The 13512-nt window shown below is 66.4% G+C and carries 15 protein-coding genes; 3 read left to right on the forward strand and 12 right to left on the reverse strand.

Features of this window, described 5'->3' with window-relative positions; all coding sequences use genetic code 11:
• Positions 1 to 28: 28 nt before the first annotated feature.
• From dnaG to rpsU, 3 genes are all read right to left on the reverse strand, one after another.
• Positions 29 to 1783 carry a DNA primase gene (gene dnaG, locus AC3QLZ_RS13030; RefSeq protein ID WP_014236311.1) on the reverse strand — a complete coding sequence of 585 codons (1755 nt, stop codon included), beginning with the start codon at positions 1781 to 1783 and terminating at the stop codon, positions 29 to 31.
• Between the two features lie 40 nt (positions 1784 to 1823).
• Positions 1824 to 2270 (reverse strand): GatB/YqeY domain-containing protein, encoded by a 447-nt coding sequence (locus tag AC3QLZ_RS13035; protein WP_014236312.1) that lies wholly within the window; start codon positions 2268 to 2270, stop codon positions 1824 to 1826.
• A gap of 93 nt (positions 2271 to 2363) precedes the next feature.
• The gene (rpsU, locus tag AC3QLZ_RS13040; RefSeq protein ID WP_014236313.1) at positions 2364 to 2576 is read right to left on the reverse strand and encodes a 30S ribosomal protein S21; all 213 of its coding nucleotides are present in this window, start codon (positions 2574 to 2576) and stop codon (positions 2364 to 2366) included.
• 113 nt (positions 2577 to 2689) lie between these two features.
• Between rpsU and tsaD the strand changes: the two genes are divergently transcribed.
• Entirely contained in the window at positions 2690 to 3718 is a 1029-nt protein-coding gene (tsaD, locus tag AC3QLZ_RS13045; protein ID WP_014236314.1) for a tRNA (adenosine(37)-N6)-threonylcarbamoyltransferase complex transferase subunit TsaD, read from the forward strand.
• Positions 3719 to 3758: 40 nt separating this feature from the next.
• On the opposite strand, the gene plsY is transcribed toward tsaD, so the two are convergent.
• Complete coding sequence (plsY, locus tag AC3QLZ_RS13050; protein WP_014236315.1) at positions 3759 to 4388, reverse strand: glycerol-3-phosphate 1-O-acyltransferase PlsY; 630 nt, start codon at positions 4386 to 4388, stop codon at positions 3759 to 3761.
• Between the two features lie 84 nt (positions 4389 to 4472).
• Here plsY and AC3QLZ_RS13055 point away from each other — a divergent pair, with 84 nt between their 5' ends.
• Positions 4473 to 4826, forward strand: a complete 354-nt coding sequence (locus AC3QLZ_RS13055; protein WP_014236316.1) for a dihydroneopterin aldolase — start codon at positions 4473 to 4475, stop codon at positions 4824 to 4826.
• A gap of 15 nt (positions 4827 to 4841) precedes the next feature.
• Here AC3QLZ_RS13055 and ybaK read toward each other — a convergent pair whose 3' ends face one another.
• The 5 genes from ybaK to AC3QLZ_RS13080 form a co-directional block, all read right to left on the reverse strand.
• On the reverse strand, positions 4842 to 5348 hold the full coding sequence (ybaK, locus tag AC3QLZ_RS13060; protein ID WP_014236317.1) for a Cys-tRNA(Pro) deacylase: 507 nt from the start codon (positions 5346 to 5348) through the stop codon (positions 4842 to 4844).
• A 64-nt stretch (positions 5349 to 5412) separates the two neighbouring features.
• Positions 5413 to 6336, reverse strand: coding sequence for a site-specific tyrosine recombinase XerD (xerD, locus tag AC3QLZ_RS13065; protein WP_014236318.1), 924 nt, complete (start codon positions 6334 to 6336; stop codon positions 5413 to 5415).
• Between the two features lie 11 nt (positions 6337 to 6347).
• Positions 6348 to 6836, reverse strand: coding sequence for a methylated-DNA--[protein]-cysteine S-methyltransferase (locus AC3QLZ_RS13070; protein ID WP_014236319.1), 489 nt, complete (start codon positions 6834 to 6836; stop codon positions 6348 to 6350).
• 56 nt (positions 6837 to 6892) lie between these two features.
• Positions 6893 to 7474, reverse strand: coding sequence for a chalcone isomerase family protein (locus AC3QLZ_RS13075; protein ID WP_014236320.1), 582 nt, complete (start codon positions 7472 to 7474; stop codon positions 6893 to 6895).
• A 136-nt stretch (positions 7475 to 7610) separates the two neighbouring features.
• Positions 7611 to 8867, reverse strand: coding sequence for a glutamate-5-semialdehyde dehydrogenase (locus AC3QLZ_RS13080; protein WP_014236321.1), 1257 nt, complete (start codon positions 8865 to 8867; stop codon positions 7611 to 7613).
• 163 nt (positions 8868 to 9030) lie between these two features.
• Between AC3QLZ_RS13080 and AC3QLZ_RS13085 the strand changes: the two genes are divergently transcribed.
• Positions 9031 to 9303 (forward strand): hypothetical protein, encoded by a 273-nt coding sequence (locus AC3QLZ_RS13085; protein ID WP_014236322.1) that lies wholly within the window; start codon positions 9031 to 9033, stop codon positions 9301 to 9303.
• 45 nt (positions 9304 to 9348) lie between these two features.
• On the opposite strand, the gene holA is transcribed toward AC3QLZ_RS13085, so the two are convergent.
• Genes holA through leuS form a run of 3 tightly spaced genes read right to left on the reverse strand, consistent with a single transcriptional unit; the run spans position 9349 to position 13481 of the window.
• Complete coding sequence (gene holA / locus AC3QLZ_RS13090; protein ID WP_014236323.1) at positions 9349 to 10350, reverse strand: DNA polymerase III subunit delta; 1002 nt, start codon at positions 10348 to 10350, stop codon at positions 9349 to 9351.
• A gap of 4 nt (positions 10351 to 10354) precedes the next feature.
• Positions 10355 to 10861 carry an LPS-assembly lipoprotein LptE gene (locus AC3QLZ_RS13095; RefSeq protein WP_014236324.1) on the reverse strand — a complete coding sequence of 169 codons (507 nt, stop codon included), beginning with the start codon at positions 10859 to 10861 and terminating at the stop codon, positions 10355 to 10357.
• A gap of 10 nt (positions 10862 to 10871) precedes the next feature.
• A complete protein-coding gene (gene leuS, locus AC3QLZ_RS13100; RefSeq protein WP_043798851.1) occupies positions 10872 to 13481 on the reverse strand; it encodes a leucine--tRNA ligase in 2610 nt (869 codons plus the stop codon).
• Between the last annotated feature and the right edge of the window lie 31 nt (positions 13482 to 13512).

Consider the following 13512-nt stretch of genomic DNA (forward strand, 5'->3'; position numbering starts at 1 on the left):
CATTTCCCCCTGGTCTCGAACCAGGGTTCTAGTCACCGCTCCCGGCCAGAATGCCGGCCTTGCGCAGGCGTTCCCGCTCCTGCAGCAAATGTACAAATTCCCGCTTTTCTTCACTGTCGAGTCCGCCGCCGGCAGCCTTGTGCTGCAAGCGGCGGAATTCCTGCTCGACCCAGTTCATTTCCAGCCGGGCCAGGGCGCCGGCGAATTCCTGTTCGCTTTCCTCTTCGCTCTGGGGGCTCTGCAACAGGCTGGCGGCGGCGCTCTGCAGGATGGCTTCGTCATCGCCGCCGCGCAAACGTTCCAACAACATGGCGCTGCTGGGCAGGTCCGCATCCCGCTTGATCTGTTCGCACAGGCGCCGCAGGGCCCGGGTTTCGGTGCTGTCGGCGGGCAGCCAGTGCAGGGGCAGGCGTGCGGCGAAGTCCGGCCGGTGCAGCACCAGGCGCAGCAAGGTGCGGGGCAGGGAGAGGGCCTGCCGCGGCGCCCGTGCCGGTGCCGCCCGGGCGACGGGCTTGAGGTCGCACAGGCGCTCCACTTCCTGCTGGGAAAAGCTGCTGGCCTCGGCCAGGCGCTTCACCAGCTGCAGGCGCAGCAGGGGAGTGGCCAGGCGCTGGATCAGGGGCTTGGCTTCGTAAACCAGCTTGGACTTGCCTTCCGAGGTAGTCAGGTCGCAATGGCTGGCCAGCTCCTTCAGCAGGAAGTCGGAGAGGGGCATGGCCTGGTCGATCATGCGCTCGAAGGCTTCCTTGCCCAGTTCCCGCACATAGCTGTCCGGGTCGTGCTCGGGGGGGAGGAAAACAAAGCCGATGCTCTTGTTGTCGGCCAGGGATTCCAGGCTGTTCTCCAGGCCGCGCCAGGCGGCTTTGCGCCCGGCGGCATCGCCGTCGAAGCAATAGACGATGCGGTCCACCTGGCGCAGCAGCTTCTGCACGTGGGTGGCGGTGGTGGCGGTGCCCAGGGTGGCGACCGCGTTGCCGACACCATGCTGGGCCAGGGCCACCACGTCCATGTAGCCTTCCACCACGATCACCGTATTCTTCTCCCGCAGGGCCTGGCGGGCCTGGGGCAGGCCGAACAGTTCCCGGCCCTTCTCGAAGAGGGGGGTCTCGGGAGAGTTCAGGTACTTGGGCTCGCCCTGGTCGATGACCCGGCCGCCAAAGGCGATGACCTCGTTCTTCTGGTTGATGATGGGAAACATCACCCGGTCGCGGAAACGGTCGTAGCGGCGGCCGTCTTCTGTCTGTTTTACTAGGCCGGCCTTTTCCAGTTCCGGTGCGTCGTAGTTGGGAAAGGCGCCTTTCAGGCCGTATTTCCCCTCCGGGGCGTAGCCGATGCGGAACTTGAGGGCGATCTCGCCGGTGAGGCCGCGCCGCTTCAGGTACTCCTTGGCCTTGTCCGAATGCTTGAGCTGCTCGAAATAGTATTGGGCGGCCTTGCCCATGACCTCGGTCAGCTCGGCGGTACGGGGGCCTTCGTGCCGGACCCGCCCGGCCTCCTCCGGCACCACCATGCCCATGCGCCCGGCCAGTTCCTTCACCGCATCGATGAAGCCCAGGCCCGAATACTCCATGAGGAAGCGGATGGCCGTGCCGTGGGCGCCGCAGCCGAAGCAGTGATAGAACTGCTTGGTCGGGCTGACGGTGAACGAAGGCGACTTTTCGTTGTGGAAGGGACAGCAGGCGGCGTAGTTGGCCCCCGCCTTTTTCAGCGGTACGTAGCCGTCAATGAGGTCGACGATGTCGACCCGGTGCAGCAGTTCCTGGAGGAAGGATTCGGGGATCACGGGCGCCAAACGGGGCCGGCGACAGCCGGCCCGGGAGATTTCAGGCGGAGAGCCGGGCCTTGACCAGCTTGGAGACCTCGGCCATATCGGCCTTGCCGGCCAGCAGGGGCTTGAGGATGGCCATCACCTTGCCCATGTCGGCGGCGCCGGCAGCGCCGCTGTCGGCCACGGCCTTGGCCACGGCGGCGGCGACTTCGGCTTCGGACAGGCCGGCGGGCTTGTAGGCGGAAAGCACTTCCACCTCGGCCTTCTCGGCGTCCACCAGGTCTTGGCGACCGGCGGCTTCATACTGGGTGATGGAGTCCTTGCGCTGCTTGAGCATCTTGTCGATGACGGCGGCGATGGCGGCATCGTCCAGGGTGACCTGCTCGTCCACTTCCTTCTGCTTGATGGCGGCCAGCAGCAGGCGGATGGCGGCGAGGCGGGCCGTTTCCTTGGCCTTCATGGCGGCCTTCATGTCCTCGGAAATGCGTTCCTTGAGCGTCATGGGAGTCCTTTTGTTTTTCAGCAGCCTATAAACACCAAAAGCCGCCCACCTGTTGATGGACGGCTCTTGCAGCGTCAGGAAAGCCTGGGAGGCTTAGAACATCTTGGGGGGCAGGGTCTGGCTGCGGATCCGCTTGTGGTGACGCTTGACCGCGGCGGCCAGCTTGCGCTTGCGCTCGGCGGTGGGCTTTTCGTAGAACTCACGGGCACGGAGTTCGGTCAGCAGACCGGTTTTTTCGACAGTGCGCTTGAAGCGGCGGATGGCCACTTCGAAGGGCTCGTTTTCCTTGACGCGAATAGCAGGCATTGAATTCAGTCCCAAACAACGGTGAGAGAAAGCCGGCAATTCTAACGAAACGTCAACGGTTTACCAAGGGGTTTACAAGAATTTTCTCGTCGGCATGGGTTAGAATGGCGCCCATGCTTGTTCTCGGCATCGAATCCTCCTGCGACGAAACCGGGGTTGCCCTCTATGAAATGGGCTCCGACGGTACCGGTACGCTCCTTGGCCACGCCCTCCATTCCCAAATTGCCATGCACCGGGAGTACGGCGGCGTGGTGCCGGAACTGGCCTCCCGGGACCACATCCGGCGCACCGTGCCCCTGCTGCGCCAGGCCCTGGCCGACTGCGGCCGCACCCTGGAGCAGGTGGATGCCATCGCCTACACCCAGGGGCCCGGCCTGGCTGGCGCCCTGCTGGTCGGGGCGGCCTTCGCCGAAGGTCTGGCCACGGCCCTGGGCAAGCCCACCGTGCCCCTGCACCACCTGGAAGGGCATCTGCTGTCGCCCCTGCTCTCCGCCAGTCCGCCCCGCTTCCCCTTCGTCGCCCTGCTGGTTTCCGGCGGCCATACCCAGATCATGCGGGTGAGTGGCGTCGGCCAGTACGAACTGCTGGGGGAAACCCTGGACGATGCGGCCGGCGAGGCCTTCGACAAGACGGCCAAGCTGCTCGGCCTGGGCTACCCGGGCGGGCCCGCCCTGGCCCGCCTGGCCGATGGCGGCAAGCCCGGCGCCGTGGTCTTCCCCCGGCCCATGCTGCATTCGGGCGACCTGGATTTCTCCTTTTCCGGCCTGAAGACAGCGGTGCTGACCTATGTGCGGGGCAAGGAACTGGACGAGCAGGCCCGGGCCGACGTCTGCCGCGGCATTCAGGATGCCATCGTGGATGTGCTGGTGGCCAAGGCCCTGGCGGCGGTGAAGAAGACCGGCATGCAGCAGCTGGTGGTGGCCGGCGGCGTCGGCGCCAACCGGGAGCTGCGCCAGCGTCTTAATGCCAAGGCGGTGAAGGCGCGCATCCAGGTCTATTACCCGGAACTGGAGTTCTGCACCGACAACGGCGCCATGATCGCCCTGGCCGGCGCCCTGCGCCTGGCGGCGGGCGCCCAGGCCAAGGCGGCGGGGCCCATCGCCATCCGGCCCCGCTGGCCCCTCTCCGAGCTGACCCTGTAGGCCGCACCCGAAAAAAAGGCACCTTGCGGTGCCTTTTTCATTACTTCTTCTTGCTGCCGATTTTTGATTCCTGTCCGGCCAGGAGGCGCTGGATATTGACCCAGTGCTTGCCCACCAGGGCCATGGCCATGACGGCCACGGCCGCCACCAGCAGGTTGAAGCCCCACATCATGCCGGCCAGCAGGGGCGAGGCGGCGGCAGCGCAGAGGGCGGCCAGGGAGGAATAGCGGGAGAGGGCGGCGACCACAAGCCAGACGCCCAGCACCGACAGGCCCAGCAGCGGGTCCAGGGCCAGCAGGACGCCGGCGGCGGTGGCGACGCCCTTGCCGCCCTTGAACTTGAGGAAGACGGGGAAGAGGTGGCCGAAGAACACGGCCAGGGCCACGCCGCCGAGGAAGATGCGTTCCATGGCCGGTTCCAGGGCCTGGCCGGCAAGGAAGTGATGGGCCAGGAGCACCGCCACGGCGCCCTTGGCGCCGTCGCCGAGGAGAGTCAGCAGGGCGGCCAGCTTGTTGCCGCTGCGCAGGACGTTGGTGGCTCCCGGGTTGCCGGAGCCGTAGGAGCGGGGATCCTTCAGGCCGAAGCCGCGGCTGACGATGACGGCGAAGGGCACGGAGCCCAGCAGATAGGCGGCCAGCAGGGCCAGGGGCAGGGATTGGGCGGCAGTCATGGGCGATGGGTGGTGAAGTGACGATAGAGGTACAATGCGGGCCTGCATTTTACCTGCAAGCCCCGCTGGCGGCTGAAAAACCCCATGGACATCATTTTCATCGACGACTTCCGGGTCCAGACCCGCATCGGCATCTACCCCCGGGAGCAGGCCGTGTCCCAGACCGTCGAAATGTCCCTGCAGATGGGCGTTTCCTCCACCGCCAGCGCCGGCGCTAGCGACGACATCCGGGACACCATCGACTACGCCAAGGTGGTGGAGCGTCTGCGGGAGGACCTGGGCAGCACCCAGTTCGGCCTGCTGGAAAAGCTGGCCGAACACGTTTCCACCCTGGTGCTGGAAGAATTCCGCTGCGCCTGGGTTCGCGTTTCCGTGGCCAAGCTGGGCATGATGCCCGGGGTGCGCCGGGTCGGCGTCATCATCGAGCGCAGTACCTGACCCGGCTGCTGGGGCTCAATCCTTGAGGGCGGCCTCGACCATCTTGGGCTGCAGCACCTTGACCACGTCGTGGGGATGGACCCCCACCAGGTAGCCGCGACGGCCGCCGTTGAGATAGATCAGGGGCAGGTCCAGGATGCTCTTCTCCATGTAGATGGGCATGGCCTTCTTGGTACCGAAGGGGCTGGTGCCGCCCACCAGGAAACCGGTGTGGCGGTTGGCCACTTCCGGCTTGCACGGTTCCACCTTCTTGCAGCCCACCTGCCGCGCCAGTTCCTTGGTGGATACCTTGCAGTCGCCGTGCATCAGCACGATCAGGGGCTTGGCGTGCTCGTCTTCCATGATCAGGGTCTTGATCACGGCGTGCTCGTCCACATTCAGTTCCCGGGCCGACACCTTGGTGCCGCCATGCTCCTCGTATTCGTAGAGATGGTTGGAGTGGGCGATGCGGTGCTGGCGCAGGAAGCGGGTGGCGGGGGTTTCCGGCGCGTGGCCGGGGTCGAGATCGTGATTGCGGCTCATGGTGCACCTCGAGGGTGTCTTGTTGCGGATGGTTTCATTCTACGCCCGCCGACCGGCGCCGTGCCTAGCCCCGGGGGTGGTGCACGGCGTGCAGGTCCTTCAGCCGTTCCCGCGCCACGTGGGTGTAGATCTGGGTGGTGGAAATGTCGGCGTGGCCCAGCAGCAGCTGCACCACCCGCAGGTCGGCGCCGTGGTTGAGCAGATGGGTGGCGAAGGCGTGGCGCAGCACGTGGGGCGAGAGGCGGGCCGGGTCCATGCCGGCCACCAGGGCGTACTTCTTCACCAGGGTCCAGAACATCTGCCGGGTCATGGCCGTGCCCCGGGCGGTGACGAAGAGGAAGTCGCTGAGACGGTTGTCCAGCAAGGCGTTGCGGCCATCGTTCAGGTAGCTCTTGAGCCAGTCCAGGGCCACCTCGCCGAGAGGCACCAGGCGTTCCTTGGAACCCTTGCCGAAGACCCGAGCCACGCCCATGTCGAAGCTCACTTCATGCAGCTTGAGATTGACCAGTTCCGAGACCCGCAGGCCGGTGGCGTAGAGGGTTTCCAGCATGGCCCGGTCCCGCTGGCCCAGGGGGGTTTCTATTTCCGGTGCCGCCAGCAGGGCTTCCACCTGGGCTTCGCTCATCACCTTGGGCAGGCGCGAGGCCTTGACCGGCATGGCGGTCTGCAGGGTGGGGTCGGCGCTGATGCGGTTCTGGGCCAGCAGGCGCCGGTAGAAGCGGCGCAGGGAGGAAAGGTAGCGGGCCTGGGAGCTGGATTTCATGCGGGCCGCCACATCGGCCAGGAAGGCCGCCAGGTCGGCGGCGCCGGCCTGGGCCAGGGGCGGGCGGCCCTGCTGCTGCAACCACAGGGCGTAGCGTTGCAGGTCGCTGCGGTAGGCGGCGAGGGAATTGGGGGAGAGGCCGTCTTCCAGCCACAGGGCGTCGCAGAAGGCGTCGATCTCGCTCTGGGTGGAAAAGGCCAGGGTCGGCGGGGCGGCATCCGTCATGGGCACGGAGTTTACGCCGGCAGGCAGCCCTCGTGTTGCAGCAGCCAGCGCTTGATGTCCAGCAGGAAGTTGCCGCCGTTGCGGCCGAAACCGCCCAAGCCGGCAGTGGCGACGACCCGGTGGCAGGGCACCGCCAGGGGGAAGGGATTGGCGCCGCAGGCGCCGCCCACGGCCCGGGGGCCGCTGTGCAGCAGCTTGGCCACCTCGCCGTAGCTTTGCGTCTGGCCCCGGGGAATGGCGGCGATGGCGTCCCACACCCGGCGCTGGAAGCGGGTGCCGGAGGGTTGCAGGGGCAGGCTGAAAACGAAGGCCGGGTCGGCCAGGTAGGCCTGGATCTGGCGCACCGCCTCGGCGGCCAGGGGCGTGCCGGCCGCCTGCTGCAGGCGGCCGGGCAGGTAGAGGATTTCGGTCAGCTCGTCCCCGTTGCAGCGGATGCCCAGGGAAAAGAACGGGCCACTGGTGATGGCCTGGAAGTCAGCAGGGACGGCATTCTTGGTCATGGCTGCCTGTACAACGAGAAAGGGGGCGGCTTGCAGCCGACCCCCTGTGGAAATGCTTACTGCGCCTTGCCGAGCAGGGCGTCCTTGAGATCGCCCTGGGCCGGCTTGTTACCCAGCCAGATGCGCAGCAGGGCCTGGTAGAAATCCTCCCCCGGGATGACCTTGCCCTGGGGCTGGCCGGCCACAGTGAGGCGGGTGCCCTGTTCGGGAATCCAGTCCAGGGTGATGGGAGTGCCCTTGGTTGCCTTGCCCAGGGCCAGCAGGTTGCCTTCGAAGGTCTGCACCCGTTCCTTCAGGGCGGCGGCCTCGGCCTCGCTGCTGTTCTTGGCGATGCCACCGGAAAGGGCGTCCACGAACTGCTGGGCGGAGAGCTCCATGAGGGGCACGATGGCCAGGCGCTTGGCGCCCTTGGCCGCCAGCACGCCGTCCACCTCGGCGGCCTTGGCCGGCAGGTAGAGGCCCACGGCGTAGACCTTGAAAAACACCTTGGACCGCAGGCCGGCGCCGTTGAGGCTGAGGTCCTGCTGCTCCAGCTTGAGCCGTTCCTCGAACTTGACCCCGGCCACTTCCATGGCCTGGGCGCTGCCGGCCGTGAGGCTGAGGATGGCGAGGGCCGCCATGAAATGCTTGATCTTCATACTGTCTGTCTCCTTTGGTTTTTGCGGACTTTATTGAAGCCCCGGCGCCGTCCGCACGTCGCCGGGGCAATTCTTTTATGGGTGCTGCGGTGTTGCGGTGAAACTTGGACGGATCAGGGAGCGGTGCGGCCGGCTTTCAGCCGCGCACCTGGCCATTGCCCAGGACCACCCATTTCTGGCTGGTCAGGCCTTCCAGGCCCACCGGGCCCCGGGCGTGGATCTTGTCCGTGGAAATGCCGATCTCGGCGCCGAGGCCGTACTCGAAGCCGTCGGCGAAGCGGGTGGAGGCGTTCACCATGACCGAGGCCGAATCCACTTCCCGCAGGAAGCGCATGGCGTGGGTGTGGTTCTCGGTGACGATGGCCTCGGTGTGGCTGGAGGAGTACTTGTTGATGTGCTCGATGGCCTCGTCCAGCCCGGCCACCACCTTCACGGCGATGATGGGCGCCAGGTACTCCTCGCCCCAGTCGGCCTCGGTGGCCTCCTTGGCGTTGGGCACCAGGGCCCGGGTTTCGGCACAACCGCGGATTTCCACGCCCTTGGCGGTGAGCATGGCGGCGATGGGCGGCAGCAGGGTGGCGGCGACGGAGCGTGCCACCAGCAGGGATTCGGCGGTGTTGCAGGTGCCGTAGCGCTGGGTCTTGGAGTTTTCCACCACTGCCATGGCCTTGGCCGCATCGGCGCTGTCGTCCAGGTATACGTGGCAGTTGCCGTCCAGGTGCTGGATCATGGGCACCCGGGATTCGGCCAGCAGGCGGGCGATGAGGCCCTTGCCGCCGCGGGGCACGATGACGTCCACGAATTCGCGCATGGTGATGAGCTCGCCCACGGCGGCCCGGTCGGTGGTTTCCACCACCTGCACCGCGTCAGCCGGCAGACCGGCGGACTGCAACCCTTCCTTCACCAGAGTCGCCAGGGCCTGGTTGCAGCGGATGGCCTCGGAACCGCCGCGCAGGATGGAGGCGTTGCCGGACTTGATGCACAGGCCGGCCGCATCCACCGTCACGTTGGGGCGGGCTTCGTAAATGATGCCGATGACGCCCAGGGGCACCCGCATGTGGCCCACCTGGATGCCGGAGGGGCGGAAGCGCAGGTCGGTCATTTCACCGATGGGGTCCGGCAGGGAGGCGATCTGTTCCAGGCCCTCGGCCATGGTGGCGACGGTCTTGGGGGAAAGGGTCAGGCGATCCACCATGGCCGGCTCCAGGCCGGCGGCCCGGGCGGCGGCCAGGTCTTCGCCGTTGGCGGCCAGGAGCTTGGCTTCGTCGCGGCGGATGGCGGCGGCGATGGCCAGCAGGGCCCGATTCTTGGCATTGGTGTCGGCCTTGGCCATCTGGCGTGAGGCTGCCCGGGCACGGCGGCCCAGGTTCTGCATGTAATCCTTGATATCCATGGTGTTCTTCAGCAGGTCAGGCAGGAGATAATCGGACCATTATAGCGGCCTCAAATGCCCCGAAACGCCATTCCCTTACTGAAAATAAGGGATTGGGCTAAACTTTCTCGCCGTTGCGGTGTCACAAACCGTTACATGGCCGTTTGACGTCGCAGGAGACCCTATGAGTCGCAAGCTGATTGTTCCCACCGAAGTGCAAGTGTGTGCCACCTGCAGCTATTGGGACGGGGAACGCAAGGTAGATGCCGAGGTGGGTGTGGTGGTGGTGGAAGAGTGTTGCCAGGGCGAGTGCCTGGTGCGCGAATCGTCCCTGCCCGCATTGCGCCACAAGTCCGGAGATACGGATTGCGAGTGGGAGCATCTGGTGCCCGATGAACCGGAAGAGGTGCCGGCCATCCTGCCGGACGTGCCGCCTTCCGATGAAAAGGCCGCTTAAGGCCGTCGCACCCCCGATCGACCGGTGCCCGTCCGGGCATCCGGCCTAGCGCAGGCTGAGGCCCAGGCGCAGGAATTCATCCCACACATCGCCGCCGCCCAGGCCCTTGATGCAGCGGTCGATATGGGCCGTCTGGGCCAGGGCCGCCCGCAGACGCGGCGCGTCAAGCCGCCCCAGGGCGCGCTTGACCAGGGCCTGGCGCGGCCCCCAGATGCGCTGTTCCTTGAGCAGCTGGTCCGCCGGCCGGCCGGCGTTGAGTCCTTCCTTCAGGGCCGCCAGGGCCCGCACTTCCTCCGTCACCGCCCACAACACCAGGGGCGGCGCTTCGCCCTCCTGGCGCAGGCCATCCAGGGTCCGCGTCAGGCGGGCCAGGTCGCCCTGCAGCAGGGCTTCCCGCAGACCGTCGATATCGTAGCGGGCCACATTGAGCACCGCCTCCCGCACCTGTTCCAGGCTCAGCTTGCCTTTGGGGAACAGCAGTCCCAGTTTCTGGATTTCCTGGTGGGCCGCCAGCAGATTGCCTTCCACCCGCTCGGCGATGAAGCGCAGGGCTTCCGTCTCGGCGCTCTGTTCCTGGCGCTGCAGGCGGCCGGCGATCCACTGGGGCAGTTCGCCGAGGTTGGGGGCCTGCAGCTTGAGCACGGTGCCGGCTTCGGCCAGGGTCTGGAACCAGGAGGCCTTTTCGTCCTGCCAGGTCAGCTCGGGCAGGGTGACCAGGGTCATGGCGTCGCTGGAAAGGCGCTGGCAATGTTCCTGCAGGGCCTGGCCGCCGTCCCGCCCGGGCTTGCCGGTGGGGATGCGCAGGTCGATCAGCTTGCGGTCGCCGAAGAGGGAGAGGTTGCCGCCGGCCATGGCCAGCTGGGTCCAGTTGAAGCCCTGGCCGGCCACCAGCACTTCCCGCTCGCTGTAGCCCTGGCGCCGGGCGGCGGCGCGGATGGCGTCGCCGGCCTCGATCACCAGCAGGGGCTCGTCCCCATACACGACGTAGAGCGGCCCCAGGGGGCGTTCCAGGTGGGCCGCCAGCTGTTCTCCCCGGAGCTGGGCCACGGCGTCAGTCCTCGTTTTCGTCCACCGGCGGCTTGGCCTTGGCCATGCGCCGGATCAGCTGCTGCACCAGGTCCCGCTGCATGTCCTGCCACAGCAGTTCCTCTTCCTGGGCCTTGGACAGCACCTGGGCATCGTCGTAGGTGATGTCCCGGGTCAGGTAGATTTCCATGGGTGCGGAGAGGGCCTTGCCCTTGGCGTCTTCCAGGCGGAAGTTGGCCCGGTACTGCAGCTGCAGTTCCCGCACCCGGCCGGCGGAGTTGTAGGACAGGGCGATCCGCTCCCGGCGTTCCGGGAACTGGACCAGGGTGGCCGCCGCATCTTCCCGGTTGTCCACCAGTTCGGTGGACTTGTTGGCCCGGATGTATCGTTTCAGGTTGGCGGTGATTTCCGAATTCTCCGCCATGGACACGTACAGGGTCGGAAAGGGCATGGTCTGGGCGCCCCGCAGCTGGAAGCCGCAGCCGGCCAGCGTTACGAGCAGGACAAGGGAAACGAGCAGACGGGCGCGCACAGACGACTCCTTAAACCACGATATTGACCAGACGGCCGGGCACCACCACCACCTTCTTCGGGGCCTGGCCGTCCAGGTGCTTCTGCACCGTCTCGGAGGCCAGGGCGGCCGCTTCGATGGCATCCTTGGCCGCATCGGCCGGCACCTTGATGCTGCCGCGCAGCTTGCCGTTCACCTGCAGCATCAGCTCGATCTCGCTCTGCACCAGGGCGGCGGCATCGGCCTTGGGGAAGGCGGCCTGGCCGGCATCGGCACCGGGCTTGAGTTCGGCATAGAGGGCCTGGCAGGCATGGGGCACGATGGGGAAGAGCATCAGCACGGCCGCTTCCAGGGCTTCCTGCTTGACGCTGCTGGCGGCCGGGCTGTCCGGCAGCTTGGCGAAGGCGTTGAGCAGCTCCATGACGGCGGCGATGGCGGTGTTGAACTGCTTGCGCCGGCCGTAGTCGTCGGTGACCTTGCCGATGGTCTGGTGCAGCTGGCGGCGGAAGTCCTTGAGACTGCCCTCCAGCTCGCCGCCGCTGTAGGCGGGAACGATGCCGGCGGCCACATGGTCGTGGGTCAGCTTCCACAGGCGCTTCAGGAAGCGGAAGGCGCCCTCGACACCGGCGTCGGACCATTCCAGGGACTGGTCGGGCGGGGCGGCGAACATCATGAACAGGCGGGCCGTGTCCGCGCCGTACTCGTCCATCAGGGATTGGGGGTCCACGCCGTTGTTCTTGGACTTGGACATCTTCTCGGTGCCGCCGATGACCACCGGCTGGCCGTCGGCCTTGAGGGTGGCGCCGGTGGGGCGGCCGCGCTCGTCGGTGGTCACATCCACGTCGGCCGGGTTGATCCACTCCTTCTTGCCGCCTTCGGCGTCGCGATAGAAGGTGGGGGCCACCACCATGCCCTGGGTCAGCAGGTTGGCGAAGGGCTCGTCCAGCTTCTGCTCACCGAAGAGGCCCACGTCGCGCATCAGCTTGGTGAAGAAGCGGGAGTAGAGCAGGTGCAGGATGGCGTGCTCGATGCCGCCGATGTACTGGTCGATGCCGCCCTTGCACCAGTAGGCCACACGCTCGTCCACCATGGCCTGGGTGTTGTCCGGGCAGGCGTAGCGCAGGAAGTACCAGGAGGACTCGACGAAGGTATCCATGGTGTCGGTTTCACGACGGGCCGGCTTACCGCACTTGGGGCAGGTGCACTCGTAGAACTCGGGCATCTTGGCCAGGGGGGAACCGGCACCGGTGATTTCCACGTTCTCCGGCAGCACCACGGGCAGCTGGTCGTCAGGCACCGGCACGTCGCCGCAGGACTCGCAGTGGATCACGGGAATCGGGCAGCCCCAGTAGCGCTGGCGGGAAATGCCCCAGTCGCGCAGACGGAACTGCACCTTCTTCTCGCCCAGGCCCTTGGCCGCCAGGTCGGCGGCGATGGCATCCACGGCGGCCTCGTAGGCCAGGCCGTCGTACTTGCCGGAATTGACGCAGGTGCCGCGGCTCTTGTCGCCATACCATTCCTGCCAGCCGTCCAGGCTGAAGGTCTCGCCTGCAGCGGCGATGACCTGCTTGATGGCCAGGTTGTACTTCTTGGCAAAGGCAAAGTCCCGCTCGTCGTGGGCGGGCACGGCCATCACGGCGCCTTCGCCGTAGCCCATCAGCACGTAGTTGCCGACCCACACTTCCACCTGCTCGCCGGTGAGGGGGTGCTGAACGAAGATGCCCGTGGGCATGCCCTTCTTTTCCATGGTGGCGATGTCGGCCTCGGCCACGCCGCCCTTCTTGCATTCCTCGATGAAGGCCGCCAGTGCCGGGTTATTCGCGGCGGCGCGGGTGGCCAGGGGATGCTCGGCGGCCACGGCGACGAAGGTGACGCCCATGATGGTGTCGGCCCGGGTGGTGAATACCCACAGTTTTTCGTCACTGTTGTCGGCCAGGGGGAAGGCGAAACGCACGCCGGTGCTCTTGCCGATCCAGTTCTTCTGCATCAGGCGCACCTGCTCGGGCCAGCCCGGCAGCTGATCCAGGTCGGCCAGCAGTTCCTCGGCGTAGGCGGTGATCTTCATGTAGTACATGGGGATCTCGCGCTTTTCCACCAGGGCGCCGGAGCGCCAGCCGCGGCCGTCGATGACCTGCTCGTTGGCCAGCACGGTGTGGTCCACCGGGTCCCAGTTCACGGTGCCCAGCTTCTTGTAGATCAGGCCCTTTTCATACAGGCGGGTGAACAGCCACTGTTCCCAGCGGTAGTACTCGGGGGTGCAGGTGGCGAATTCCCGCTCCCAGTCGATGGCGAAACCCAGGCGCTGCAGCTGGCTGCGCATGTAGTCGATGTTGGCGTAGGTCCACTTGGCGGGGGGCACCTTGTTCTGGATGGCGGCATTTTCCGCCGGCATGCCGAAGGCGTCCCAACCCATGGGCTGCAGCACGTTGTAGCCCTGCATCTTGTGGAAGCGGGTCAGCACATCGCCGATGGTATAGTTGCGCACGTGCCCCATATGCAGCTTCCCCGACGGATAGGGGAACATGGAAAGACAGTAGTACTTGGGCTTGGTGGTGTCTTCGACGGCACGGGCGGCCTGGGTCTTGACCCAGTGTTGCTGGGCGGCGAGTTCGACTTCCGCGGGTTGGTATTTTTCCTGCATTTGGGCGGCCAGAAATTCGTTGCAAAGCGTG

This window comes from Azospira sp. MPR-LB4, from assembly GCF_058809525.1.